Origin of the sequence: Devosia sp. CN2-171, assembly GCF_049354815.1 — a bacterium.
Classification (GTDB): Bacteria; Pseudomonadota; Alphaproteobacteria; order Rhizobiales; family Devosiaceae; genus Devosia_A.
Genome location: NZ_CP186479.1, coordinates 1,141,339 through 1,165,033, shown reverse-complemented (window position 1 = coordinate 1,165,033; position 23,695 = coordinate 1,141,339). Strand labels below are relative to the sequence as shown.

The 23,695-nt window shown below is 65.0% G+C and carries 24 protein-coding genes and 1 tRNA gene; 18 read left to right on the top strand and 7 right to left on the bottom strand.

Annotation, left to right across the window (positions count from 1 at the left end):
* Nucleotides 1-138: 138 nt before the first annotated feature.
* Together ACOYW5_RS05895 and ACOYW5_RS05890 are read left to right on the top strand one after the other, a co-directional pair.
* Nucleotides 139-534 (top strand): hypothetical protein, encoded by a 396-nt coding sequence (locus ACOYW5_RS05895; protein WP_423068321.1) that lies wholly within the window; start codon nt 139-141, stop codon nt 532-534.
* 108 nt (nt 535-642) lie between these two features.
* The gene (locus tag ACOYW5_RS05890; protein ID WP_423068320.1) at nt 643-1,938 is read left to right on the top strand and encodes a peroxidase family protein; all 1,296 of its coding nucleotides are present in this window, start codon (nt 643-645) and stop codon (nt 1,936-1,938) included.
* Between the two features lie 148 nt (nt 1,939-2,086).
* Here the strand turns inward: ACOYW5_RS05890 and ACOYW5_RS05885 are convergent, their stop codons facing one another.
* Nucleotides 2,087-2,992: a hypothetical protein gene (locus ACOYW5_RS05885; RefSeq protein WP_423068319.1), complete on the bottom strand. Its 906-nt coding sequence runs from the start codon at nt 2,990-2,992 to the stop codon at nt 2,087-2,089.
* A gap of 295 nt (nt 2,993-3,287) precedes the next feature.
* Between ACOYW5_RS05885 and ACOYW5_RS05880 the strand changes: the two genes are divergently transcribed.
* From ACOYW5_RS05880 to ACOYW5_RS05870, 3 genes are all read left to right on the top strand, one after another.
* Nucleotides 3,288-3,364, top strand: a tRNA-Pro gene (locus ACOYW5_RS05880).
* A 52-nt stretch (nt 3,365-3,416) separates the two neighbouring features.
* On the top strand, nt 3,417-4,367 hold the full coding sequence (locus tag ACOYW5_RS05875; RefSeq protein ID WP_423068318.1) for a phosphotransferase enzyme family protein: 951 nt from the start codon (nt 3,417-3,419) through the stop codon (nt 4,365-4,367).
* A gap of 30 nt (nt 4,368-4,397) precedes the next feature.
* Nucleotides 4,398-5,168: a metallophosphoesterase family protein gene (locus ACOYW5_RS05870; protein ID WP_423068317.1), complete on the top strand. Its 771-nt coding sequence runs from the start codon at nt 4,398-4,400 to the stop codon at nt 5,166-5,168.
* A 3-nt stretch (nt 5,169-5,171) separates the two neighbouring features.
* On the opposite strand, the gene ACOYW5_RS05865 is transcribed toward ACOYW5_RS05870, so the two are convergent.
* Together ACOYW5_RS05865 and ACOYW5_RS05860 are read right to left on the bottom strand one after the other, a co-directional pair.
* Nucleotides 5,172-5,678 carry a Crp/Fnr family transcriptional regulator gene (locus ACOYW5_RS05865; protein ID WP_423068316.1) on the bottom strand — a complete coding sequence of 169 codons (507 nt, stop codon included), beginning with the start codon at nt 5,676-5,678 and terminating at the stop codon, nt 5,172-5,174.
* A gap of 76 nt (nt 5,679-5,754) precedes the next feature.
* Nucleotides 5,755-6,309, bottom strand: a complete 555-nt coding sequence (locus ACOYW5_RS05860; RefSeq protein WP_423068315.1) for a polysaccharide biosynthesis/export family protein — start codon at nt 6,307-6,309, stop codon at nt 5,755-5,757.
* A 155-nt stretch (nt 6,310-6,464) separates the two neighbouring features.
* On the opposite strand from ACOYW5_RS05860, the gene ACOYW5_RS05855 reads away from it, so the two are divergent.
* Nucleotides 6,465-8,519 (top strand): GumC family protein, encoded by a 2,055-nt coding sequence (locus ACOYW5_RS05855; protein WP_423068314.1) that lies wholly within the window; start codon nt 6,465-6,467, stop codon nt 8,517-8,519.
* 5 nt (nt 8,520-8,524) lie between these two features.
* Nucleotides 8,525-9,556: a polysaccharide deacetylase family protein gene (locus ACOYW5_RS05850; protein ID WP_423068313.1), complete on the top strand. Its 1,032-nt coding sequence runs from the start codon at nt 8,525-8,527 to the stop codon at nt 9,554-9,556.
* A 181-nt stretch (nt 9,557-9,737) separates the two neighbouring features.
* On the opposite strand, the gene ACOYW5_RS05845 is transcribed toward ACOYW5_RS05850, so the two are convergent.
* Nucleotides 9,738-9,938 carry a DUF2842 domain-containing protein gene (locus ACOYW5_RS05845; RefSeq protein ID WP_423068312.1) on the bottom strand — a complete coding sequence of 67 codons (201 nt, stop codon included), beginning with the start codon at nt 9,936-9,938 and terminating at the stop codon, nt 9,738-9,740.
* 82 nt (nt 9,939-10,020) lie between these two features.
* Here ACOYW5_RS05845 and ACOYW5_RS05840 point away from each other — a divergent pair, with 82 nt between their 5' ends.
* The gene (locus tag ACOYW5_RS05840) at nt 10,021-11,073 is read left to right on the top strand and encodes a COX15/CtaA family protein (protein WP_423068311.1); all 1,053 of its coding nucleotides are present in this window, start codon (nt 10,021-10,023) and stop codon (nt 11,071-11,073) included.
* 10 nt (nt 11,074-11,083) lie between these two features.
* Here the strand turns inward: ACOYW5_RS05840 and ACOYW5_RS05835 are convergent, their stop codons facing one another.
* Nucleotides 11,084-11,389: a GIY-YIG nuclease family protein gene (locus ACOYW5_RS05835; protein ID WP_423068310.1), complete on the bottom strand. Its 306-nt coding sequence runs from the start codon at nt 11,387-11,389 to the stop codon at nt 11,084-11,086.
* 284 nt (nt 11,390-11,673) lie between these two features.
* On the opposite strand from ACOYW5_RS05835, the gene rplM reads away from it, so the two are divergent.
* From rplM to ACOYW5_RS05805, 6 genes are all read left to right on the top strand, one after another.
* Nucleotides 11,674-12,138, top strand: coding sequence for a 50S ribosomal protein L13 (rplM, locus tag ACOYW5_RS05830; protein WP_423068309.1), 465 nt, complete (start codon nt 11,674-11,676; stop codon nt 12,136-12,138).
* The gene (rpsI, locus tag ACOYW5_RS05825; protein WP_423068308.1) at nt 12,138-12,620 is read left to right on the top strand and encodes a 30S ribosomal protein S9; all 483 of its coding nucleotides are present in this window, start codon (nt 12,138-12,140) and stop codon (nt 12,618-12,620) included. Before rplM ends, rpsI begins: the two co-directional genes overlap by 1 nt.
* 115 nt (nt 12,621-12,735) lie before the next feature.
* Nucleotides 12,736-13,815, top strand: coding sequence for a Gfo/Idh/MocA family protein (locus tag ACOYW5_RS05820; RefSeq protein WP_423068307.1), 1,080 nt, complete (start codon nt 12,736-12,738; stop codon nt 13,813-13,815).
* Nucleotides 13,816-13,947: 132 nt separating this feature from the next.
* Complete coding sequence (locus ACOYW5_RS05815) at nt 13,948-14,967, top strand: glycosyltransferase family 4 protein (protein ID WP_423068306.1); 1,020 nt, start codon at nt 13,948-13,950, stop codon at nt 14,965-14,967.
* Between the two features lie 40 nt (nt 14,968-15,007).
* Nucleotides 15,008-15,334: a c-type cytochrome gene (locus ACOYW5_RS05810; RefSeq protein WP_423068305.1), complete on the top strand. Its 327-nt coding sequence runs from the start codon at nt 15,008-15,010 to the stop codon at nt 15,332-15,334.
* Between the two features lie 326 nt (nt 15,335-15,660).
* A complete protein-coding gene (locus ACOYW5_RS05805) occupies nt 15,661-16,875 on the top strand; it encodes an LL-diaminopimelate aminotransferase (RefSeq protein ID WP_423068304.1) in 1,215 nt (404 codons plus the stop codon).
* A 45-nt stretch (nt 16,876-16,920) separates the two neighbouring features.
* Here ACOYW5_RS05805 and ACOYW5_RS05800 read toward each other — a convergent pair whose 3' ends face one another.
* Nucleotides 16,921-17,598, bottom strand: coding sequence for a sulfotransferase domain-containing protein (locus ACOYW5_RS05800; RefSeq protein WP_423068303.1), 678 nt, complete (start codon nt 17,596-17,598; stop codon nt 16,921-16,923).
* Nucleotides 17,599-17,816: 218 nt separating this feature from the next.
* On the opposite strand from ACOYW5_RS05800, the gene ACOYW5_RS05795 reads away from it, so the two are divergent.
* The 4 genes from ACOYW5_RS05795 to glpX all read left to right on the top strand — a co-directional run bounded on the left by ACOYW5_RS05795 (nt 17,817) and on the right by glpX (nt 22,402).
* Nucleotides 17,817-18,785, top strand: coding sequence for an iron-siderophore ABC transporter substrate-binding protein (locus ACOYW5_RS05795; protein ID WP_423068302.1), 969 nt, complete (start codon nt 17,817-17,819; stop codon nt 18,783-18,785).
* A gap of 2 nt (nt 18,786-18,787) precedes the next feature.
* Nucleotides 18,788-19,756 carry an iron-siderophore ABC transporter substrate-binding protein gene (locus tag ACOYW5_RS05790; RefSeq protein ID WP_423068301.1) on the top strand — a complete coding sequence of 323 codons (969 nt, stop codon included), beginning with the start codon at nt 18,788-18,790 and terminating at the stop codon, nt 19,754-19,756.
* Nucleotides 19,757-19,999: 243 nt separating this feature from the next.
* Nucleotides 20,000-21,340: a homoserine dehydrogenase gene (locus ACOYW5_RS05785; RefSeq protein WP_423069410.1), complete on the top strand. Its 1,341-nt coding sequence runs from the start codon at nt 20,000-20,002 to the stop codon at nt 21,338-21,340.
* Between the two features lie 81 nt (nt 21,341-21,421).
* Nucleotides 21,422-22,402: a class II fructose-bisphosphatase gene (glpX, locus tag ACOYW5_RS05780; RefSeq protein ID WP_423068300.1), complete on the top strand. Its 981-nt coding sequence runs from the start codon at nt 21,422-21,424 to the stop codon at nt 22,400-22,402.
* A gap of 221 nt (nt 22,403-22,623) precedes the next feature.
* Here the strand turns inward: glpX and ACOYW5_RS05775 are convergent, their stop codons facing one another.
* Complete coding sequence (locus ACOYW5_RS05775; protein ID WP_423068299.1) at nt 22,624-23,574, bottom strand: Tim44 domain-containing protein; 951 nt, start codon at nt 23,572-23,574, stop codon at nt 22,624-22,626.
* Nucleotides 23,575-23,695 lie beyond the last annotated feature (121 nt).

Here is a 23,695-nt window from a genome sequence, read left to right as displayed (position 1 = left end):
TGTCACAAGTTGAAATCGGCATTTTGGAACCGGAACAGCCGGTTCATCTTCTCTTTTACTCGGTGAGATGCTTCCAACCGCCTCCGGTGGCGCCGCCGCGGCTCGCCCGGGCACGGTTGTGCACGCCTGGAGGGCAAGGTGGCAAGGTTCGAGATCGTCAATCGGATCGCCCGGTACAATACGACCTTCATGGGCGCGGAGCCCGATCTCGAGCCCGGATTCCTGGGGTGGATCGAGCTGATCCGGCCCAATGGTGATCCGGCCGGCTACATCTACCTCGAGGACAAGGCCAAGGGTTCGCGTCTCGGCGGCGTGGGGCGGTTCGACCCGCCCTATGTGGTCATGTCGCGCCCCATTCGCGAGGCGGCCCTGCTGTTCACAGTCCTCGACAGCAACCGGCCTCTCCAGCTCCGGTACCACGGCGAGGAGGAGCGGGGCGGCAGCACCTTCCTCGAAGAGGACTTCACCACCCAGACCGAGGAAATCCGGCAGGACATCGAGTCCGAGGTCGGGCGAGCGCTGTTCACCAGATAGGCAGGGAGTTGCGACATGCATGGATTTGAAGAACGGGGTGTAGACGTCCCGCGTGGCAGGTTTGAAGAAACCGGCCGGTTTGGCAGGATGTTTCCGCACCTGCGATCGTTGAAGCGAGAGGAGGCCGACATCCTCCCGCTGACCGGGATCATGTCGGGTCCGGGCGATGACAACCCGCGCATCAAAGCCGGATACACGTTTCTCGGCCAGTTCATCGATCACGATCTGACACTGGACCTCACCTCGCTGCTCGAGCAGCAGGTCGACCCCATGGCCACGACCAAGTTCCGAACGCCAGCCCTGGAACTGGATTCGCTCTATGGCAGGGGCCCGGGAGCCCAGCCGGCGCTCTATGACAAGGACAGGTTCGGAAGATTTCTGCTGAACCCCGAGGGCAACGACCTGCAGCGCAATGCGCAGGGGACGGCGCTCATCAGCGAGCATCGGAACGACGAGAACCGCATCGTCAGCCAGTTGCACCTGCTGTTCCTGAAGTTCCACAATGCCGTGCTCGACACCCTGGCCGTTGGTGCCGACGACCAGCAGAAGTTCGAGGACGCGCAGCGACTGGTCCGCTGGCACTATCAGTGGATCGTCCTCAACGAGTTCCTGCCGCGCACGGTCGGCGGCGACTTCATGTCGGAGGTCCTCGAGTCGACCGACCCCCACCACATCGGGCCAGCCTATATGCCGGTCGAGTTCAGTGGTGCCACATATCGGTTCGGGCACAGCCAGATCCGCCCGGGCTATGCGATCAATGACACCGAGGGGGCGCCTCTGTTCCCAGCTAACCCGGCCGCCCCTCCCGGCAACGATCTCCGCGGTGGCCGTGATTTTGGCGGCACGCTGGTTGTCGACTGGAAGCACTTCTTCGGTGAAGCCCCGCCGGCCGCAGGCGGCGCCGCCGTTGTCCAGCAAAGCAAGAAGATCGACACCAAGCTTTCCGGTCCGCTGCTGAACCTGCCCAATAGTGTTGTTCCTCCGACCGACCTTGCCCGTTCCCTGGCTGAGCGGAACCTAAAGCGCGGCCTCCGCCTGCGCCTGCCAGCCGGCGAAACGATCGCTGACTACCTGGGAATCGAGAGAGTCCCAGAGGCCGTCGTCTGGGAGGAGCTTCCGGCCAATGCCGGGCTGACGCCACTCTGGTTCTATATCCTCAAGGAGGCCGAGGTCCTGCACCACGGGCACCATCTGGGCGGCGTGGGGGCAGCGGTGGTCGCCCAGACTTTTGCGAATGTCGTCCTGGCGGACAAGGCCTCGTATCTTAACAACGTGCCCAACTGGACGCCCGACCTGGCGGTAGGTGGCAAGTTCACCATGGCCGATCTGGCGAACTTCACCCTTGGGACGAGCATTCCGAACGAGACCCTCGATTTCGGACCGGCAGCGCCGGCACGGCCGTAGCACTCGGCGAGCGGATGGACGCAAGAGGCGGGCCGGAGCCCGCCTCTTTTTCGTCAGTTGTGGATGAACAACAGGATGATGATGATCAGCCAGATCGGGATACCGAGCAGCCAGAGGCCAAGGGCACGAAACATCTAGTGTCTCCTTCTCAACGGACGCGACGGAACGTGGTGCCGAACGACGTCCGGCTGTCGCGGTGGTTGCCGCCCTGCTGCGCGGCCCAGAAGGCGCCGGCAGCGCTGACCAGCAGCGAGGCGGCGATGAGGAAGGCGCCGAGCACGCCGGTCTTGCGGGCGGTTTCCGCAGCGGCAGCGGCCTGGGCCTTGGCTGTGTCGACGGCAGTCAGCACGTCATTGACGCGCGTCGTCGCTTCATCGGCGGTGAGGCCGGTGTTGGCGGCCACGACCTGTGCGAGATAGGCTCGATCAGGGTCGCTCACCGAACCGGCAATCGCACCCTGGGCGATGATGCGTCCAGCCTCGGCGCGAGCCGCGATGCTGTCCGGAGCCGTGCCGCCGGCAGGGGCGGAGGCCGGACGGAACAGCGTGTCGACGAAGTAGGCGTTCGGGTCGAGGGCTCCGGCGGCGTCATCGGCCACCGTGGCTGCTGCGTTCGTGACGGTCGACGCGGCCGAGCCAACCGCATTGGCGGCGGCGGAGATGCCACCGACCGCGATGATCCCGCCAACGACCAGGGCACCGCCCCAGACGAGCAGACCATGCACGCCATCGCGGATATCGCTCTCCTCCTCGGTGGCATCGTTGTGCCGCCTGCGCAGCCGGCCGGTGACGTAAGCGCCGGCCATGAAGCTCGAGATCTGCACCCAGAGCAGCCACGTGCCGGCCGCAATGGCGATCCAGATCGCCGGGACGTCCGGACCGGCGCGGAAATCCACCATGCTGAGGCCGACAGCCGAGCCGAAGCTCAGCAGCACAAGCGAAATGGCCGCAGCGATGACGATGCCGGCGATGATCGCCGGCCAATCGACATAGGAACCGCTATCCGTTGCCGGTGCTGGCGCGACGATGACGTCGACTTCCGATGGGATGGTCATGTCGGCCCCCATCAACGCAGGCCGAAGAAGGACAGGACGGCCAGGACGACCACCACCAGACCGACAAGGTAAATTATTCCGTTCATTTTTTTATCTCCTTGACGCAGTTCGCCTAAAGGAAGCGCGGAACGGGCATTTTGGTTGCAATGCGGCGAAAGAGGGGCGGTAACCTGTTCCGCATCGCCCCTGCGTCGGGCCCTGCGACCAGGCCGTAGATCGGCGCGACCGAGCAGCCGTTTCTCACAGTTCGGAGGGTTGCCTTGGGGCGAGCTTGCGACTAGATAGGGCGCCAAGTCGGGGTGTAGCGCAGCCTGGTAGCGCATTTGTCTGGGGGACAAAGGGTCGTCGGTTCGAATCCGGCCACTCCGACCATTCTTTCCAAGGCCTAGAGGATAGTCGATTGGATAGTGCGCACAGCGATCCAATGGCGGCTGAACTGACTCTGGTGCAGAGCAATCTGGAGCGCTGGCCGGCTGCGGCTGATGGCGTTCCGGTGCTGATAAACCTCTCCGAGAATCACACTTTCCGCATCGATGGCGCCCAGGGCGGGCGGCAGGTCTTGCGCCTGCACCGGCCGCGCTACCAGTCGCGCGCGGCGATCGGCAGCGAGCTCAGCTGGCTCGAGGCGATCACCGACGACACCGAGATTCCGGTGCCGCGGCCGATTCCCGGCTCCGACGGGGAGATCGTGCAGGAGGTGGCGCCCGATCGCTACGCCGCGCTGTTCGCGTTCGAGCCGGGCGAGGAGCCGCAGCCGGATGGAGACCTGGTGCCGCTGTTTGCGACGCTCGGACACTACGCGGCGACGCTGCACAACCATGTTGCCACCTGGCAGCAACCTGAGAGGTTCGTGCGCCCGATCTGGGACGCTGTGGGGATACTCGACCAAGCCGGGCTGTGGGGCGACTGGCGCAAGGCGCCCCGTGTGGATGGCGAGACGCTGGAGACGCTGACGGAGCTCGACGCTGCGCTGCGGCAGGATTTGCGCGCCTATGGCACTGATATCGACCGGTTCGGGTTGATTCATGCCGATATGCGGCTCGGAAACCTGCTCGTCGACGGCGAGCACACGGTGCTGCTCGATTTCGACGATTGCGGGCATGGCTGGTTCCTCTACGACCTCGCTGCCAGCCTGTCGTTCATCGAGACCTCGCCGCAGGTGCCGGCGCTGATCCGCTCCTGGCTCACCGCATACCTCGAAATCAGGCCGCTGAAGCCCGACGACCTGCGCATGATCGACGCGCTGATCCTGCTGCGCCGCATGGCCCTGCTGGCCTGGATCGGCTCGCATGGCGAAACGCAGCTGGCGCAGGAGCATGCCGACCGTTTCGCGCTGGACACGGCAGCGCTGGCAAGGAAGTATCTGGCCCGCTGACCCCCAGGGTCGGCTGGGGGCCGGGCCGGAATGCGCATCCTCGCTGTCGCCGATATCCACTACAGCCTGCCGCAGTTCGACTGGCTGCTGAAGGTCGCGCCGCGCTACGACCTCGTGATCATTGCCGGCGACCTGCTGGATGGCGCCTCTTTCGTCACCACAAGCGCGCAGATGGTGGTGGTGCTGAAATATCTCGAGCGGCTGCGCGAGCTGGCGCCGCTGATGGTGTGCTCGGGCAATCACGATCTCAACCACGCCTATTCGAGCGGCGAGCGCTATGCGCGCTGGGTACCCTATGCGCGCTCGGCCCAGGCGCATGCCGATAACGAGACCCTGGAAGTGGATGGAGTGACCTTCACGATCTGCCCATGGTGGGACGGCGACATCGCCAAGGCCAATATCGGCCGGCAACTCGAGGCCGCCGCGGCAGAGCGGGCCGAGCGGTGGATATGGGTCTATCACGCGCCGCCGTCCGAGACCCCCGTGGCCTGGTCGGGACATCGGCACTACGGCGATGTCGAGCTGGCGGGCTGGATTGCCAAGTATCAGCCGGACCTGGTGTTTGGCGGGCATGTGCACGAGGCGCCGTTCGTGCGCGGCGGCTCGTGGGCGTCGCGGCTGGGCAACACCTGGGTGTTCAACCCCGGCAAGCAGATCGGCGACGTGCCGACGCATATCGTGGTCGATACCGATCGCAACGCAGCGGCCTGGTTCTCGTTCGAGGGGGCAGGGGTGCTGGACTTCGCGGCGGACGCGCCGACGGAGATGTATGAGCTGCCCGACTGGGTGCCGGCGGTTTAGCCCCTACAACCGCGGATCCGACTTCAGCGCCGAGCCGGCGGGCGCTGCGCTTTGCTGCTGGTTGACCAGCGCTTCCAGCACCTCGTCGACCATGCCGAGATGGTCGGTGCGGTCGGCGAACTGATGCTTGATGTCGGCGAGGTAGGTGGTGGCGTCGATCAGCCGGCGCGCGAGGATCCGGGCGACGTGGAAGACGATCTCGGGTCGCATCTGGAGGAAGCTCTCGGCATCCTCGATGCGGTGGACGACGGTCGGCTCAAGCGCGCGGACGGTGGCGCTGTGGGCGCTGCCGAGGAGGGCGGAAATCTCACCGAACACAGCGCCGGGTTCATCGACCAGCGAGACGCGCACATCGCCGCGCAGCACTTCGACGGCGCCCTCGATGAGGATGTAGAGCACGCCGCTGGCGGGGCCTTCGGAGATCAGTATATCGCCGGTGGCGTAGGGGATCTTGGCGAGATCCTCGGTAAACGCGAGGACGGCCTGCATCGAGGTCTGCTGCGGTTCCATCGGACGCCCTCGCTGTCATTTCTGACAGCGACATTGACGCAATGTGACGGTCCCGCCAAGCCCAAATAGCGGACGGCTAGAGCCAGCGCTCCGAGATGACGATGGTATCGCCCGGGTAGATCGGGAAATCGAGGTTGACGATGCCCTTGACCATCTGGTTGCCCTGCCGGCGGTAGACCACGGCGCGGCTGCGGTCGGCGGTCTCGCTGTAGCCGCCGGCAGTACTGATCGCGGCGCGGACGCTCATGCCGTAGACATAGGGGAACTGGCCGCCGGTCTTGACCGCGCCCTGGATGAAGAACGGGCGGTAAGTGTCTATTTCGACTGCAACACTCGGCTCGCGGATATAGCCGGCCGCGAGTGCGGCGGTGATCGCCGCGGCAGCCTGCTGCGTAGTCTTGCCGCGCACCTTCACCGCGCCGATCAGCGGCATGGCGACGGCACCGCCGTCATCGACCTTGTAGCTCTTGGTGAGTTCGGCCTCGCCATAGACGCTGACCCGCACCACGTCGCCGGTATCCAGCGTGTAGGGCCCCTTCACCTCGACGAGGTAAGTCGCCGGGGCGCCATTGGTGGCGCACGCAGCGAGCGGAACAAGCAGCAACAGAAGGAGGAGACGCAGCCAGCGCATGGCTATTCCTGGAAGACCTGATCAGGACCCCAGTGTCGGGCGCGCATGGTTAACATTCCGCTTAGAACGGACTGTTCGGTTGCAGAATGCGGGCGGGCTTAACCGAATGCTTACCACGCCGGGGCGATATCTCGGTGGTAGCAAGAGGACGGCCCGTGGGTTCCGACGCCGAGCGCGAACAGATAATGCGCGTGGACTTGGGTGCTCCCAGGGCTGCGGTGCTGGCGCGCGCGCTGCGCATCGCGGTGGTCACGATTCTCGCGCTGGCAGCGACCGCTGCGATCCTCGTCTTCATCCCCCGCACTTACGAATCGACGGCCCGCCTGATGGTCGAGGCCTCGGCGAGCGGCAGTGCCGCCGATACCAATGCCCGCGTCGCCAGCCAGGTCGAGCTGATCAAGTCGCGCGACCTGCTGCTGCAGGTGGTGGACAGCGAGAATTTGCGCTCCATCCCCGAGTTCTCCAATGCCGGGTTCTCGCCGGTGCCCATGCTGATGCGGCTCGTTGGGCTGGGTGACAAGCGCAGCGTCGACGAGATCGTCATGGCCAATCTCGCGGACCGGATGACGGTGGTGCGCGAGGGCGAATCGTCGGTGATTGCGATCACCGTCAGGGCAGGGGAGCCACAGCTTGCGGCCGGCATCGCCAATCGCATTGCTCGAAACCATGTCGATGGCTGGGCCGCCCGGCAGGCGGCGGACTCTGCCGGCGCCACGACTCGGCTGCAGCAGGAGATCGATGATCTGCGCGTCAAGGTGAGCGCGGCCGACGGGGCGGTGGCGAGCTACAAGATCGAGCACGACCTCGCCGATGCGGCGGCGCTGCCCGGTCTGGATCAGATGTCGAGCACGGCCACCAGCATTGCCGAGGCGCAGCAGCGGAGGGAAGTGGCCGAGTCGCGGGCTCGGGTGATCCGCGGACTGCTCGCAAGCGGCGAGCCGCTGAACGGCGTTGCCGAACTGGGCAATTCAGCGGTGATGGCGCTGCTGATGCAATCGCGGGCGACCCTGCAGGCCGAGCTGACGCAGCGGCAGACGACGTTGCTGCCGAACCATCCGACGGTCCGTGCGCTCAAGGGCCAGATTGCTCAGGTCGAAGGCCAGATCCGGGCCGAGGCGGAGAAGATCGCGGCCTCCCTCGAGGCGGAGGCACGGATCGCCGGCGAGCACGAGAAGAGCCTGCGCGATGCTGCTGCGACCGACCAAACGGCGGCCGGTGCGGCTGCAGCCAGTGCCGTGAGCCTCGAGGGGCTGGAGCGCGAAGCCAAGGCACAGCGCGACCTGCTCGACAGCTACCTGGCCAAGTATGCCGACCTGGTTGCGGCCAACAATTCCAGCCGGACAGAGCAGGACGTTCGCATCATCAGCGATGCCGCGCCGGCGCTGGAGCCGGCTTCGCCAAAGTATCTGCTCGTCATGGGCGCGGTCGGCTTTGCGGCGGTGGCCTTGCAGGTGGCGGCGATCCTGCTCGGGCAGGCCACGTCAGCGCCGTTGCGTCAGAGCCACGAGCTGGCCGCCCGGCCGCTCGATGAAATGCCCGAGCCGCCGGCTGCACAGGATTTCGCCGAGGCGGAAGCAGACGATCTGGTGGAAGCCGAGGCTGATGGTGTCGCGGAAGCGGCGGAAGTCGCGGATGATGAGCTGGTCGGGCAGGCCGTGGTCGTCGATGACGACCTGGCCGCCCTGTCGCAGGACTTGCTGGCACAACAGCAGCGCATTGTGCTGCTGGCTGGCGTTGGCCGGGCGGCCGACACCCTGCTGGTGATCGAGCGGGTGCTCGAGGACACCATCATGGAGGAGCTCAGTGCGGTGGTCGTCGATGCCGGAAGCGGCAGCGTCTCGGCGGCGGTTGGGCTCACCGATCTCGCGGCGGGCGCGGTGGATTATGGCGAGGCGCTGCAGCGCGTCGGCGAGAATCTTGCCGAGGTGCAGTGGGGCCGGCTGGGGACGCTGGACCTGCAGTCGTCCCGTCCGCTGACGCTGATCGAGGCGCTGGCCGAGATCTACCACATCGTCGTTGTGGATACCGGCAACGTGCGTGATGGCCTCAATCTCGCGGCTTTTGCTGGTGCCAATGCCAGCGTGGTAATCGTCCCGTCCATCGATACGCCCGCGGCTACCATCGCGGCGGCCCGGCAGGAGATCGCGGCGCTTGGCTTTACGAGCAGCCGTGTCGTACATCTCGCCGCCGCACGGGCAGAGGTGGCTTAGGCCGTATGACTGAATTCGGGGACAGGCTGGTCGGTGCCGCTTTCGAGGTGATCTGGGCCAGCCAGCTGCCGCGGTTGCTGCGGGCCCGCTCGAAGGCCCGCGGCATCATCTTTGCCCTCAGCCGCGTGCTGCCCGACGATGCCGCCGACTTCGCTCCCAATGCCGCGCTGCAGGTGCGGCCCGATTTCCTCGCGTTCGCCATCACCCGCGTCCGCCAGCTCGGCTTCGATATCGTCGACATGGACGAGGCGGCGCGGCGGATAGAGAGCGACGAGCGGAGCAAGCCCTTCGCGGTCATCAGCTTCGATGGGGCATTTCGCGACAATATGAAATACGCGCTGCCGATCCTGCGCCGCCAGCAATGCCCGTTCACGCTCTACGTGCCGACGGCCTTGGTCGATGGCGTGGGCGAGGTCTGGCGGCAGGCGCTCGAGGAGATCGTCGCCACCCAGAACGCGCTGGCCGTGAGCCATGGTGGCGAGACCGAGTATCACGCCACGGCCACGCTGTCCGAGAAGCGCGACGCCTATCAGAGCCTCCTCAAGCGGTTGCGCACCATGCCTGAGGCGGAGCGGGTCAAGCTGATCCGTGACCTTGCCAAGCAGTACGGGCTCGATCTCGAGCGGCACTGCCGCGAACTGGTGATGGACTGGAGCGAGCTGCGCCACTTTGCGGCGGAGCGGCTCTGCACAATCGGGGCAGGGGCCGTGCACGGGTACGAACTGGCCAAGCTCAGCCCGGCGGATGCGAGGAGCGAGATCGAGCAATCGGTGCGCATCCTCAAGGCCCAGTTCGGCCGGGCGCCGGTACACCTCAGCTATCCCGTAGGCGACGCTGCTTCGGCCGGGCCGCGCGAGTTCACGCTGGCTCGGGAGCTCGGTTTGCGAACCGCGGTGACGGCGGTGCAGGGCGGGATCTACGCGGCTGATCGCTACCGGCTCCATTCGCTGCCGCGCGTGCGGCTGAGCGGCAACCTGCAGTCGCGGCGGCATGTCGATGTGCTCGCGACGCCGGCGCTGTTCTCGCTGGGGAGATAGGGGCGCGGTTTGCCGAGATGCTTGACGGGCGGCAAGCGCACTCACGCCTTCCCCACCGGCCGTCATCCCTGCGAAGGCAGGGATCCAAGCATCAGCAAGCGCGGGCTGTGAGCCGGATCCCTGCCTTCGCAGGGATGACATCGAGTGTTGGTTCAGCCGAAGAGAGGAAGGCGAGCGGACGCTAAGGCTTCGACATCCAGCGGATCACCCAGGCGGCGGGGAAAAACCAGCCCATGCCCATGACGGCGAAGAAGCCGATCAGCAACCACCACGCGGCCGCGCCGAGAAAACTCATGTAGATCCACATGCCGAGCACCGACCAGGCGACCAGCAAGAGCAGGACGAGCACGGTGCCAAGGAGTTTGCGGTTGGATTGGGTCATCGCTGCGCTGTGATCCGATGCGGCATCGCGCCCATTGTGCGGGTACGATGCGAGGAGTAGTTCGGGCGCAAAGGAGCCCATCTTGACGCTCAGCGCAACTGCTCAAACCGCTACCCCGGTGGCGCCCACTACCGACCGGCTGAAGCCGGTCCGCATCTGGCTCTATGTCATAGCGCTGTTCGTGCTTGCCATGGTGGTGGTCGGCGGGGCGACGCGGCTGACCGAATCGGGGCTGTCGATCACCTCGTGGAAGCCGGTATCGGGCGTGATTCCGCCGCTGAGCGACGCCGATTGGCAGGCGGAGTTCGAGGCCTACAGGCAGATCCCTCAGGGTGTGCAGAACGCCTGGATGGGCATCGAGGATTTCAAGTCGATCTTCTGGTGGGAATGGGCGCACCGCTTCCTCGGCCGTGTGATCGGCTTCGTGTTTGCCGTGCCGTTCGTCATCTTCCTCGTGCAGCGCCGCTTCAGCTGGAGCCTCGCCGGCCCGCTGGCCGGGCTGTTCGTGCTCGGCGGGTTCCAGGGCTTTCTCGGCTGGTGGATGGTCTCGTCGGGGCTCTCGGAGCTGACCTCGGTGTCGCAGTACCGGCTGGCGGCCCACCTGTTCGCGGCCTCGCTCCTGTTCCTCGCGCTGATCTGGGTGGCCCGGCGGCTCGAGCCGGCCAAATCGGCGTCGTCGCCGGGCTGGCCGGTGTGGGGGCTGTTGATCCTCATCGAGGTGCAGATCGTGGCTGGCGCATTCGTCGCCGGTCTCGACGCCGGGATGAGCCACAACACCTGGCCGCTGATGGACGGCTCGCTCATTCCCCGCGGCCTCGATGTGATGCAGCCGTTCTGGAAGAACCTGTTCGAGAATACGCTCACCGTCCAGTTCATCCACCGCATGATCGCCTATCTGGTGGTGATTTATGCCGGCTGGCTGCTGTGGCGTCAGCACCGGGCAGGGGGCTTCGCCGGCGTCCACGGCTGGCTGCCCCGCATCGCCGGGCTAATCGGCCTGCAGGTCGTGCTCGGCATCGCGACACTGCTCGCGGCGGTGCCGATCTCGCTGGCGCTGGGTCACCAGGCCCTGGCGTTCATGCTGGCCGGCGCGACGATTGCCTATCTCGCGGATGCTACGCCTCGTCGGGGGTAGGAGGGCGGGCTTAGGTCCAGATGCCCTTCGTCAAGCCCGGATAGAGGTCGCTCCAGCCCGGGTTGAGGTCGCGGAACAGATTGACCTTCCACTCGCGCTTCCAGACCTTGATCTGCTTTTCTCGCTGGATGGCTGCGTCGATGGAGGTGTGCGTCTCGAACCAGACAAGGTTTGCTACCATGTACCGCTCCGTGAAGCCGGGAACGTTCTGCGACTTGTGCTCTGCAATTCGCCTCACGAGATTGTTGGTTACACCTACGTAGAGTGTGCCGTTGCGATCTGAAGCTAGCAGGTAAACGTAGTAAGTCTTCTCCATACTCGCCCCCGCTTCGGTGTCATCCCAGCGCAGGCTGGGATCCAACTCACAGGCTGCGCAAGAGGAGAGTTGGATCCCTGCCTTCGCAGGGATGACATCTGTGGAGTAGGGAGATCGAGCAAAATCAATATGTTAGTATGTGGTATTATAATACCAATCTCCTTAGCTATTGATATACAACACTAAAATCTTCTCGCTTGACGTTCTGTCGCTTCGCCCGTATATCCGCGCCACGAAAACCGGGCATGGGTCAACTTGTCCGCCTTTCCCAAAGGAAAACATCAATGAGCACCTTCTCGGTAAAGCCGAGCGAGATCGACAAGAAGTGGGTCTTGATCGACGCGAAAGACCTGGTGGTTGGTCGCGTTGCCTCCATCATTGCGATGCGCCTGCGCGGCAAGCATCTGCCGACCTTCACTCCGCACATGGACATGGGCGACAACGTCGTCGTGATCAATGCCGACAAGGTGAAGCTGACCGGCAAGAAGCTCGATCAGCGCCGCTTCTTCTGGCACACCGGCCATCCCGGCGGGATCAAGGACCGTACGCAGCGCGAGCTGCTCGAGGGTCGCTTCCCCGAGCGCGTGCTTGAGAACGCCGTCCGCCGCATGCTGCCGGGCGGCCCGCTCGCCCGCAAGCAGTACGGCAACCTGCGCATCTATGCCGGTGAGAATCACCCGCATGAGGCCCAGTCGCCAGTGAAGCTCGACGTCGCCTCGTTCAACTCCAAGAATGTGAGGGCCAAGTAATGGCCGAGACCATCAACTCGCTCGAAGACCTGGGCACTGCCAACGTCGCCGCCGTCGCCAACGACGCTCCCGTCCATGTCCAGAAGCTGGACAAGGAAGGCCGCGCTTACGCCACCGGCAAGCGCAAGAACGCTATCGCCCGCGTCTGGATCAAGCCGGGTGCCGGCAAGATCACCGTCAACGGCAAGGAGTTCAACGCCTTCTTCGCCCGTCCGGTGCTCCAGATGGTGCTGCAGCAGCCGATCGTCGCGGCAGCCCGCGTCGACCAGTATGACGTGATCGCCACCGTTTCGGGCGGCGGTCTGTCGGGGCAGGCCGGTGCGGTTCGCCACGGCATCTCCAAGGCGCTCACCTATTTCGAGCCCGAGCTGCGCGGCGTACTGAAGGCCGGCGGCTTCCTCACCCGTGACAGCCGCGTGGTCGAGCGTAAGAAGTACGGCAAGGCCAAGGCCCGCCGTTCCTTCCAGTTCTCCAAGCGCTAAGCTTCGAGACTTCAGATTTGTCGAAAGGGCCGGAGCGATCCGGCCCTTTTGCTTTGGCGCTTGGCGTTCGACTTGGGAAAGTGCCATTGTCCCCCTCCCGGGAAGAGGCAGGGCGATGGCAGACAAGACGCGGATCGGCATCATCGGCACGAGCTGGTGGACTTCCCTCATGTATCTGCCCGCACTCAAGTCGCATCCCGGCGCCGAGATCGCCGCGATCTGTGGCCGTGACGGGGAACGGGCTGCGGCGCTCGCCACCGAGCACGGCATCCCGCAGGTGTTCACCGACTACCGCCACATGCTGGAGCAGGGCGGGCTCGACGGCGTGATCATCGCGACGCCCGACGACCAGCACCGCGATATGGCGATCACTGCAGCCCAGGCAGGGCTGCACGTGCTGTGCGAAAAGCCGCTGGCGCTGACCGCCGCCGACGCGCAGGCCATGCACGATGCCGCCGATGCCGCCGGCGTCCTGCACATGACCATGTACACTTGGCGTTGGCCGCCCTGCGTGCAGTATCTCAAGACGCTGGTGGACGATGGCTTCGTCGGAAAGCTCTATCGCGCCCGCTTCGCCTACTCGGCCGGAACATGGCGCGACGACCGCTACGAATGGCGCCGCGACGGCGAGCGCGCCAATGGCCTACTCGGCGACGTCGGGTCGCACATGATCGACATGGCGCAATGGCTGATCGGCGACATCGCAAGCGTGTCGGCCGATGCGCCGACCCTGATGCAACGCAGCGCGTTCGCCGGCCGCACCGCGGCCAATGACGCGGCCCATCTCACCGTGCGTTTCCGCGGCGGCGGGCAGGGCGTGATCGATGTCAGCGCGCTCGAGCACCAGGGTGACCAGCGGCTGCGCATTGAGGTACATCTCGATGGCGAGGAGGGCAGCCTCGACCTGACCTTTGTGCCGCTCGCCTCGACACCAATCGCCCGCGTTCGCGGTATCCAGGGCGACGAGCAGGTGCTGCGCGAGCTCGAAGTGCCGGCAGAGTTCTACGACGGCGTCGACCCCGGCGATTTCCTCGCTATCTTCGCCCGCCATCCGGTCGGTGCCCGCCTGTTCGTCGACGCCATCCGCGAGGGCGTGCAGCCCGAGCCGGGGCTCGATGCTGGCTTGGCCGTGCAGAAGGTCATCGAAGCGGCGCTGCAGTCGCACCGCGAGCGTCGCTGGATCGACGTGGTGTAGGCGGTCGGCAAGTAGAAATGTTGGGCAGTAGATGTGCGAAGTCGCCCCCTTGGTCGAGGGGACGCCGGCGCTGCCCTTTGATTTTGCCGATGTGACACGCTACCCATGGTCGCGCACCAGAACGAGCAGTCAATGCCGCAGCCCAAGACCGTTCTCATCGTTACCGACGCCTGGCACCCGCAGATAAACGGGGTGGTACGCTCCATCGAACTGGTGGCGCGCGAGATGGAGAAGCGCGGCATTGCGGTGAAGCTGCTGACGCCGAACGAGTTCAAGACCTTCCCGATGCCCGGCTACGGCGAAATTCGGCTGAGCCGAACGCTGATGAAGCCGGTCTACGCGCGGATCGAAGCCTCCGGGGCGGATGCGATCCACATCGCGACCGAAGGGCCGCTGGGCATCATGGCGCGGCGCTGGTGCCGCAAGAACAAATTCCCCTTTTCGACCGCCTATCACACCCAGTTCCCCGAATATCTGCGGGCACGGCTGCCGGTGCCGCTGCGCTGGAGCTATCGGTTCCTGCGCTGGTTCCACGGGGCGGGGAAATACTGCCTCGTCGGCACGCCGCACCTGAAGTCGCTGCTCGAGCAACGCGGTTTTTCCAATGCGGTGATCTGGCAGAAGGGCGTGGACACCGAGCTGTTTCACCCGTCGCGGCGCGGGCCGTTGCCGTATCCGGGGCCGGTGTTCCTCTATGTCGGCCGCGTCGCGGTCGAAAAGAACATCGAGGCCTTCCTGGAGCTGAGCCTGCCGGGCACCAAGCTGGTGGTCGGGGGAGGGCCGAGCCTCGGGAAGCTGAAAGTCGAGCACCCCGACGTGGTGTTTCTCGGACCAAAGCACGGCGAGGAGCTGGCGACCCTCTTTGCCTCCGCCGATGCCTTCGTGTTTCCGAGCAAGACCGACACGTTCGGCCTCGTGCTGCTCGAGGCACTGGCGAGCGGCACGCCCGTGGCCGCCTTCCCGGTCACCGGACCAATCGATGTGATCGGCGACGCGCCGGTCGGTGCGCTGGACAACAACCTCGCGGCCGCCGCGATGCACGCCCTGGGCATTTCGCGCGACGCCTGCCGCGCCTATGCCGAACAATTCTCCTGGGCGGCGAGCACGGACCAGTTCCTCGCCTACCTGCCTGCAAGAGACGGAGCCCAATAGGCTCATTCGTGGCATCATGCCGACTCACGGAGAACGGCAGATGACAAAAATGGTGACGAGGGTGCTGGCACTGGTCTTTGTGCTGGCCCCCTTGGCGGCGGGCGCCGAGGACGTTGAGCAGGGCCGGGGCCTGGTCGATATGTACTGTTCCGATTGCCACGCCGTCGGCGCCGAGGGCACCAGCCCGCTGGCGCAGGCGCCGCCATTTCGCGAACTCTACCTGCGCTACGACGTTGCGTTCCTGAGCGAGGCGCTGGTCGAAGGTATCGTCACAGCGCATCCCGAGATGCCAGAGTTCGAGTTCGATCCCGAACAGGCGGAGGCGATCGTCCGCTATCTCAAGTCGCTCGAACCGGCCGCCCAGTAGCCCATATTGCCATTGCGACTTGACCTTTGCCGGTCGCCGCCACTAAAGCTCCTAAATCCTCACGTTAGGTTGGGAAATGACTCAGGGAGTAGCAGCGCAAATCGCAGCCGCCGGCAGTGCAGCCGGTGCCGCAGCGCGTGCTGGCGCCCCCGCTCGCTAGCTCTCCTCGATAGCCGCAGCGCGGCTGGGGAGAGCGGAACCGAACGAGCAGTGCGGCCACGAAAGGCCGCTTAACCGAGTCAAAACCATAATTCCGCGATAATCGACGCCCCAAACAGGCGATACGTGCAGCAGTGAAACTGCGTCGCGGGCACACCGAGGTTCCAATGAACGATTTCCACCGTATCCGCCGCCTGCCGCCCTACGTCTTCGATCACATCAACCCGATCAAGGCGCGCCTGCGTGCCCAAGGCGTCGACATCATCGATCTCGGCATGGGCAATCCGGATCTGCCGACGCCGCAGCCGATCGTCGAAAAGCTGCAGGAGACGGTGAAGGACTCGCGCACCCACCGCTATTCTACCTCGCGCGGTATCCCCGGCCTCCGCAAGGCGCAGGCGAGCTATTACGGCCGCCGTTTCGGCGTGAAGCTCGACCCGAATACGCAGGTGGTCGCGACGCTGGGCTCCAAGGAAGGCTTCGCCAACATGGCCCAGGCGATCACCGCGCCGGGCGACGTGGTGCTGGTGCCGAACCCGACCTATCCGATCCACTCGTTCGGCTTCATCATGAGCGGCGGCGTGGTGCGCTCTATGCCGGCCGACCCGAACGAGGATTTTATGCGCGCGCTCGATAGGGCAGTGCGCCACTCTATCCCCAAGCCGATCGCGCTGGTGCTGAACTACCCGGCCAATCCGACCGCCTACACGGCGACGCTGGATTTCTACAAAGAGGTGGTGAAGTACTGCAAAGAGCACGAGATCTTCATCCTCTCCGATCTCGCCTATGCCGAGATCTATTTCGATGAGGACGTACCCCCGTCGGTGCTGGAAGTGCCGGGTGCAATCGACATCACCGTCGAGTTCACCTCGATGAGCAAGACGTACTCGATGCCCGGCTGGCGCGTTGGCTTCGCCGTGGGCAATGAGCGGCTGATCGCGGCACTGGCGCGCGTAAAGTCGTACCTCGACTACGGCGCGTTCACCCCGATCCAGGTGGCGGCGGCGACCGCGCTCAACGGCGACGACAAGGTCATCGAGGAAGTGCGCAACATCTATCGCGACCGCCGCGACGTGATGGTAGAGAGCTTCGCCCGAGCCGGTTGGAACATCGCGTCACCCAAGGCGACGATGTTCGCGTGGACGCCCATTCCGGACCAGTTTGCCCATCTCGGCTCGCTCGAGTTTGCCAAACTCCTGGTCCAGGAGACGGCGGTGGTCGTGTCGCCGGGTGTCGGCTTCGGCGAGTACGGGGACCAGTATGTCCGCCTGGCGCTGGTCGAAAACGAGCAGCGCATCCGTCAGGCTGCGCGGAACATCAAGAAGTTCCTCGCCGGCCGGCCCAGCCATGGCAACGTGGTCCCGATCACGGCAGCGAAGTAGCAAATCAGAGGCCCGGTCGTTGACCGGGCCTCTTGCATTCGTCGGCTAGGGGTTCAACTCGGCCGGAGCATCGGGGCCGGTCAGGCGCGCGTAGCCATAGTTGAGCATCTGCTCGCCGTTCTTTCTCCAGAACGCCTCGAGGTCGGGTCCCGAGAGTTGCGGACGACGCTTTTGCTCGGGCCGGATCCATTTGCCGTCCGCGCGGGCCAGGTCCTCGCGTGAGGGAACAGCGTAGGACTTTGGCTTGAGGTTGAGGAACTCCGCCAGCCTGTCCACGGTGCTCCGCGTGTCGGCGAGGACCTCCTCATAGCGCAAGAACAGCGTCGACTGCCGCTCAAGCGGGCGCCAGCGCCTCAGGTGTCCGCCCCACGATCCGAACAGGTTTCGGCCCTCGATGATGACCGGCAGAGGCATGCGCTTCCCGTAGAACTCGAACATGCTCATCGTCGCCGCCTGTCCGTCGCGCACGATGTAGATGGCCGGACGGTCGTCCTGCGGCGGATGATGGGTCTTGATCAACCGTATCGGCTCGTCGCCGAAGTCGATCGTCCCATCGGGGCTCTGCTCGATATGGCCGATCAGGCGCGAGGGCCCGAGTTCGCCCATATCCTCATCATAGATGCTGGCCGAGCGCACGCCAAAGCAGTGATAAATAATGGTGCGAACAAATGTGTTTCCGCTTCTTGGGTACGAAGCGAGCCAAACAACGGGAGCTAGTGTCATAATAGTTAGATATCTAGCCAACTGTGGCAGAATACGCGCGGAATTATGGCGGCCGTGTGGCTGAACCAAACACTTTTGTGACAAGAGCTGGCTGGTGCCCAACAGGCGTGCTGACCGCCTACAGGAGCAGCATTACGTGAGCATTACAGGGCATCTCGCCCTTGCGCTTTAATATGACAATGGCTATCAGCTTTCGTTTTCAATCGAGGGCCAAAGCCATGCTCCGCCGCCTTGTCGTCGCCTTTGGATTGCTGCTCGCAGCCATCGTTCCCGTCGCCGCGCAATCTTTCCCTGTGACGATCAGGCACGCCTTCGGCGAGACGGTGATCGCGAAAGCCCCAGAGCGGATCGTCACCTGGGGTTGGGGCAACCATGATGCCGTGCTGGCGCTGGGCGTCGTGCCGGTCGCCATGCCGTTCTCAACCTACGGGGGAGGGGAGAACGGGCTGCATCCCTGGGTCGAGGAGAAGCTGAAGGAGCTCGGCGCCGAAGCGCCGGTACAGCTTTCCGACACGCAGGAGATCCCGTTCGAGCAGATCGCCGCACAGAAGCCGGACGTGATCGTTGCGGTGTTCTCGGGCATCGAAGCCGATGAGTACGCCCGGCTCAGCCAGATCGCGCCGACGGTCGCTTACCCGGACCAGGCGTGGAGCACGCCATGGGAGGACGTGACGACGATTGTCGGGCGGGTGGTCGGCAAGTCGGCGGAGGCTGACCAGCTGGTGGCCGACACGCACAAGTTCGTCGCCGACGAGACGGCGAAGTATCCCGAAATCGCCGGCACCACCTTTGCCGGGGTCAACGACTTCGACGGCTCGATCGCGGTCTATGACGCGCTGGACGCGCGTATGAAGTTTCTGATCAACGCGGGGCTGGTGCTGGCACCTGATGTCACTGAGCTCTCGCCCAAGGATGGCTCGTTTTACTATCCTCTGAGCTACGAGCTGTTCGACCAGCTGACGAGCGACATCCTCATCACCTACTACGAGACGCAGGAGGCTTCGGACGAGTTCTTTGCCAAGCCCTATGTGCAGAGCCAGCCACAGTACAAGAATGGCGCCTTCGCCTCACTGGTCGGGGTCGAGTACGTCGCGGCCGTCTCGCCGCCAAGTGCCCTGAGCCTCCGCTGGGGTTATCCACACTATGCCGAAGTCATTGCCGCTGCCGCCCGCAACGCCAGGAAATGATCATGAAGACGATCCTCCGAACCGTGGTGGCACTTGCCGCCTTCGCCCTCGTCACGCCTGCTTTTGCCCAGGCCTTTCCCGTCACCATCAAGCATGGACTGGGTGAGACCACGATTCCGGCGGAGCCGAAGAGGGTTGTAACGCTGGGGTGGTCTTCCACCGATGCCGCAATAGCGCTTGGCACCGTTCCCGTTGGAGTTCCGAGCTTCCGCTCGGAGGGCTACGACAAGGATTTGGTGCCGTGGGTGGAGCAGGCGATCGCGGAGGCGGGAGCCGAGACGCCGGTGGCGTTCGACGATACATCGGGCGCCCCGATCGAGAAGATTGCAGCGCTCAAGCCCGACCTGATCCTTGCGGTCTATTCCGGCGTCTCGGCGGACGAGTACAAGCTCCTGAACCAGATTGCACCGGTCGTCGCCTTCCCGACGACACCGTGGACCGCATCGTGGCAGGAAGTGATCACCGTGACCGGCGAGGCACTGGGCAAGCCGGACGAAGCCAAGGTGCTCGTCGCTGAACTGGAGCAGTTCGTCAGGGACGAGGCGGCCAAGTATCCCGAGCTTGCCGACGCCAGCGCGGTGACACTGCTCGACTACAACGATGCGCTCGCCATCCATTCCGCCGACGATGCGCGCGCCAAGATGCTCGCGCTGGCCGGTCTGACGATCCCGCCCAAGCCTGGCGCAGCAGGGCCGAACGAAGGCTTCTGGTATCCGCTCAGCTATGAGAACGCCGACCAGATCCCGGCCGACGTGCTTATTCCCTTCTTTAGCAACAGGACGGCGGCCGACGAGTTCTATGCCAAGCCGTTCATCGCCGCGATTCCGCAGATCAGGAAGGGTGCCTATGTCCGGATGGACGACCGTATCGCCAACATGGCGGTGATCTCGTCCAGCGCACTGTCGATCAGGTGGGCCATGCCCGACTATCTCAAGCTCATCGCCGAGGCCGTGCGGAACGCGAAGAAGTAGGAATCGGCCGCTAATCCTATTGACGGATAGGGTCTTTCCTATCCATAGCTCTCGGACACGTCCGAGAGCTATTTTATGTCCGATATCCAGTCGTTCCGCCAGTCTGTCGAAACCTTTATCGCCGCGCGCGGCTGGACGCCGACACGCTTCGGCCGGACCATTGCCGGCGATCCGCTGTTCGTTTTCGACCTGCGCGAGGGCAGGGAGCCGCGCTCGGACACGCGCACCCGCATTCTGAAGATGATGCAGGAGCATGCCGACGCCGCGCTCGAAGCGCCGCTGCGCATTGGCGTTGCTGGTCTCGGCAATGTCGGCGCTACGCTGGTGCGCATCATCCAGAAGGACGGGCAGGAGCTGACCCGAAAACTGGGGCGCAAGATCACCGTGACCGCGGTGTGCGCCCGTTCGCGCAGCCGGGATCGCGGGATCGATACGACCGAGCTCGAATGGTTCGATGATCCTGTCGCGCTCGCCAAGTCCGACGGGATCGATCTTTTCGTCGAACTGATCGGCGGCGAGGACGGCCCGGCGCTGGCCGCGGTACGCGCGGCGCTGGAGATCGGCCGTCCGGTGGTTACCGCGAACAAGGCGCTGCTGGCGCGGCATGGCGTGAACCTTGCCAAGATCGCGGAAGAGTCGGGTGCCCAGCTCGGTTTCGAAGCGGCGGTGGCCGGCGGCATTCCCGTGATCAAGACGCTGCGCGAGGGGCTCGGTTCCGCCCGGATCGCCCGCGTCTATGGGATCATGAACGGCACCTGCAACTACATCCTGACCCGAATGGGCAATGAGGGGATCGGCTTTGCCGAATGCCTCGCCGACGCGCAGAAGCTCGGTTACGCCGAGGCCGATCCGAGTTTCGATGTCGACGGCTTCGATACCGCGCATAAGCTCGCCATCCTCGCCTCGCTCTGCTTCGGCTGCGAGATCGCACCGGACGAGATTTTCGTCGAGGGCATCACCTCGATCAGCCAGGCCGATATCAAGGTGGCCGGCGACCTCGGCTACAAGATCAAGCTGCTCGGCATCGCACAGCGCTCAGCCGACGGCATCGACCAGCGCGTGCACCCGACGCTGGTGCCCAAGACCTCGGCAGTCGCTGGTGTCGATGGCGTGCTGAACGCGGTGGCGCTCGAGACCGACCACGTGCACGAGCTGTTGCTCGCCGGCCCCGGCGCCGGTGGCCCGCCGACGGCGTCGTCGGTGCTCTCCGATATTCTCGACATCGCCCGCGGCACCAAGGTGCCGCCGCTGGGGGTGCCGAGCGCCGAACTCACGCCCTATCGCCGGGCGCCGATCCGCGAGCATGAGGGCGGCTATTACATCCGACTAAATGTCAGGGATGTGCCCGGTGCGTTTGCCGCTATTGCTACTCGCATGGGTGCGGCGGGCATCTCGCTCGAGAGTGTCATCCAGCGTCCGGATTTGCGTGTTAGCGAGCCGGGCGTGACGGGAACCGACTCCCGTACGGTGGTGCTGCTAACGCACTCCACCATGGAGCAGACCGTTCGTGACGCGCTCAGCGCGATCAAGGGCGACGGCTTCATCGTCGGCGATCCGCAGATGATCCGGATCGAGCAGTTGTAGGCGTACTCCTGGGCTTCAGCCGCCAGGAGAGGCGCCGCGAAAAGTGTCTCTAGCGCCCCTGCGGCGGGGCAGGGAGTGCATATGAAGCTCAGCAAGTCCGATCCCGACCGGCAGGCGGCGATTGATCGTTCGCTCACCCTTGAACTGGTGCGCGTCACCGAGGCTGCGGCGCTCGCCGCCGCCCAGTGGCGCGGCAAGGGCAACGAGAAGGCGGCCGATGCCGCCGCCGTCGAGGCCATGCGCGGCGAGATGGGCAACGTCCATATCCACGGCCGCATCGTCATCGGCGAGGGCGAACGCGACGAAGCGCCGATGCTCTGGATCGGCGAGGAAGTCGGCGCCGGCGACGGCCCGGAAGTCGATATCGCCGTCGATCCGCTCGAGGGAACGACCCTCTGCGCCAAAAACCAGCCGGACTCGATCTGCGTGCTGGCCATGGCCGAGCGCGGCGGGCTGCTGAACGCGCCTGACGTCTATATGCACAAAATCGCGGTTGGGGCGGGCTATGCCGACGGCATCGTCGATCTCGACCAGTCGGCCAAGGACAATGTCACCGCGCTCGCCAAGGCCAAGGGCGTGCCGGTGAGCGAGATCACCGCCTGCGTGCTGGATCGGCCGCGCCATGCCGGCCTGATCGACGACCTGCGCTCGGCCGGCGTCGCCATCAAGCTGATCTCGGATGGCGACATCGCCGGCATTATCCATGCGGTGAACACGGAAGACACCGGCATCGACATCTATCTCGGTTCGGGTGGCGCTCCCGAGGGCGTGCTGGCCGCGGCGGCGCTCCGCTGCATCGGCGGGCAGATGCAGGGCCGGCTGATCCTCGATACCGAGGACAAGCGGGCCCGGGCGCTGAAGATGGGCGTCACCCAGCCGAACAAGAAGTACCGCGCCGACGAACTCGCTTCGGGCGACGTGCTGTTCGCTGCGACCGGCGTGACCGATGGCAGCCTGTTGACCGGCGTCCGCTACCGGCAGAGTTCGGTACGGACCAACACCGTGGTGATGCGCTCGTGGAGCCAGACGGTACGCTGGATCACGGCGGAGCATCATCGGTAGGGTGCCCGGCGCCCGCCACGTCCGCATGCGGTGGTGGTGAGTGAGCGGGGCTGCAACTCTACTCGGTGTCATCCCTGCGCAGGCAGGGATCCATGTCACCGCAAGTGCCAGCTGCGAGTTGGATCCCAGCCTTCGCTGGGATGACAGCCGGTGGGTGTGGGAGCGACAATGAAAGAGGGCCGCCCATCAGGCGGCCCTTTGTGTTTCCGGTAGTCCGGCGGTTACGCCTCCTGGATCGCGCTGACCAGCCACTGACCCCGGTTCTGGCGCATGAACGTCCAGATCTCCGTCGTCTCTGTAACCCGGTCGTCGCCGGCGACGATTTCGCCGGTGCTGCGGTTGCGCGTGATGTCGCGCGACTCGTAGCGCATGGCGACCGTGGCGTAGTCGGTGGCGCCTTCGCGCCAGGCCTCGGCGACGTCGCCGTCGAGCAGCTTCACGTCATAGACCTCGTTGCGGAGCCCCTTGCTGGCGTTCTCGCCAAGTTCCTCGGCGAGGTAGCCCATCACTTCGGGCGTCGAGATGACGCGGAGGGCTGCGTAGTCCTCGCGCGAGTAGGCGTCCTGCAATTCGGCGAGGCGCTGCTGGAACGTGCCGAGGTCGGCGTCGGTCACGCCAATCCTGTCACGATTGCCGGCGCGCTGGGAGGCGCTGGAGCGCGGTCCGGCCGAACCAGCGGCGCGCCCGGCGGAGTTTTGGCCCGCATTGGGAGCCTCATAACGGAACTGGTTGGGCGAGGGCCCGCCGGCCATGGCCGGCTGACGGCGGCGCATGAAGAAGCTGATGATAAGGCCGATGATCACGACCTGGAACAGCAGGGCGAGCAAGCCGCCGAAGCCGCCAAAGCCGAAGCCGAACAGCATGCCGAAGAGGCCGGAGAACAGGAAGCCGCCGAGGATCGCGCCGCCGATGCCGCCGAACAGGCTCGGGCGAGCCGGTGTCGCCGTCGCGGCGGTGCCGCGCTGCGTAGTGCCGTTCGTCATCGTGTTCTGAACCGGAGCTGTCGGCTTCGGCGAAACCTGCGTGGACGGCACGCTGCGCTGGGTGAACATGCCGCGGCTGCCGAAGCTGCCGCCGCGCCGGGCCTCGGCCGTATCGACCGCGACGAGCGAGAAAGCCATGATCAGAGTGGCGAGGAGGGCCGAAAGTCGAAAGCCCTTCGAAGCGAACATAGTGGTCCCCTTGGTGAATGTTGCGCAACATATGGGGACCGGCGGGGCCGAGTTTTAGTGTTCGCAACCCCCGCGTGTCCGATTTTGCCGCGAGGCGAGGAAAACTGGGCGCTGACCCTCG

Excerpts from the sequence above, each read along its gene's own strand:
- ACOYW5_RS05885 (WP_423068319.1), bottom strand. The coding sequence starts at position 2,992 with ATGACCATCCCATCGGAAGTCGACGTCATCGTCGCGCCAGCACCGGCA.
- ACOYW5_RS05875 (WP_423068318.1), top strand. The coding sequence starts at position 3,417 with ATGGCGGCTGAACTGACTCTGGTGCAGAGCAATCTGGAGCGCTGGCCG.
- ACOYW5_RS05870 (WP_423068317.1), top strand. The coding sequence starts at position 4,398 with ATGCGCATCCTCGCTGTCGCCGATATCCACTACAGCCTGCCGCAGTTC.
- ACOYW5_RS05865 (WP_423068316.1), bottom strand. The coding sequence starts at position 5,678 with ATGGAACCGCAGCAGACCTCGATGCAGGCCGTCCTCGCGTTTACCGAG.
- ACOYW5_RS05860 (WP_423068315.1), bottom strand. The coding sequence starts at position 6,309 with ATGCGCTGGCTGCGTCTCCTCCTTCTGTTGCTGCTTGTTCCGCTCGCT.
- ACOYW5_RS05850 (WP_423068313.1), top strand. The coding sequence starts at position 8,525 with ATGACTGAATTCGGGGACAGGCTGGTCGGTGCCGCTTTCGAGGTGATC.
- ACOYW5_RS05845 (WP_423068312.1), bottom strand. The coding sequence starts at position 9,938 with ATGACCCAATCCAACCGCAAACTCCTTGGCACCGTGCTCGTCCTGCTC.
- ACOYW5_RS05835 (WP_423068310.1), bottom strand. The coding sequence starts at position 11,389 with ATGGAGAAGACTTACTACGTTTACCTGCTAGCTTCAGATCGCAACGGC.
- rplM (WP_423068309.1), top strand. The coding sequence starts at position 11,674 with ATGAGCACCTTCTCGGTAAAGCCGAGCGAGATCGACAAGAAGTGGGTC.
- rpsI (WP_423068308.1), top strand. The coding sequence starts at position 12,138 with ATGGCCGAGACCATCAACTCGCTCGAAGACCTGGGCACTGCCAACGTC.
- ACOYW5_RS05820 (WP_423068307.1), top strand. The coding sequence starts at position 12,736 with ATGGCAGACAAGACGCGGATCGGCATCATCGGCACGAGCTGGTGGACT.
- ACOYW5_RS05815 (WP_423068306.1), top strand. The coding sequence starts at position 13,948 with ATGCCGCAGCCCAAGACCGTTCTCATCGTTACCGACGCCTGGCACCCG.
- ACOYW5_RS05810 (WP_423068305.1), top strand. The coding sequence starts at position 15,008 with ATGACAAAAATGGTGACGAGGGTGCTGGCACTGGTCTTTGTGCTGGCC.
- ACOYW5_RS05805 (WP_423068304.1), top strand. The coding sequence starts at position 15,661 with ATGAACGATTTCCACCGTATCCGCCGCCTGCCGCCCTACGTCTTCGAT.
- ACOYW5_RS05800 (WP_423068303.1), bottom strand. The coding sequence starts at position 17,598 with ATGACACTAGCTCCCGTTGTTTGGCTCGCTTCGTACCCAAGAAGCGGA.
- ACOYW5_RS05795 (WP_423068302.1), top strand. The coding sequence starts at position 17,817 with ATGCTCCGCCGCCTTGTCGTCGCCTTTGGATTGCTGCTCGCAGCCATC.
- ACOYW5_RS05790 (WP_423068301.1), top strand. The coding sequence starts at position 18,788 with ATGAAGACGATCCTCCGAACCGTGGTGGCACTTGCCGCCTTCGCCCTC.
- ACOYW5_RS05785 (WP_423069410.1), top strand. The coding sequence starts at position 20,000 with ATGCAGGAGCATGCCGACGCCGCGCTCGAAGCGCCGCTGCGCATTGGC.
- glpX (WP_423068300.1), top strand. The coding sequence starts at position 21,422 with ATGAAGCTCAGCAAGTCCGATCCCGACCGGCAGGCGGCGATTGATCGT.
- ACOYW5_RS05775 (WP_423068299.1), bottom strand. The coding sequence starts at position 23,574 with ATGTTCGCTTCGAAGGGCTTTCGACTTTCGGCCCTCCTCGCCACTCTG.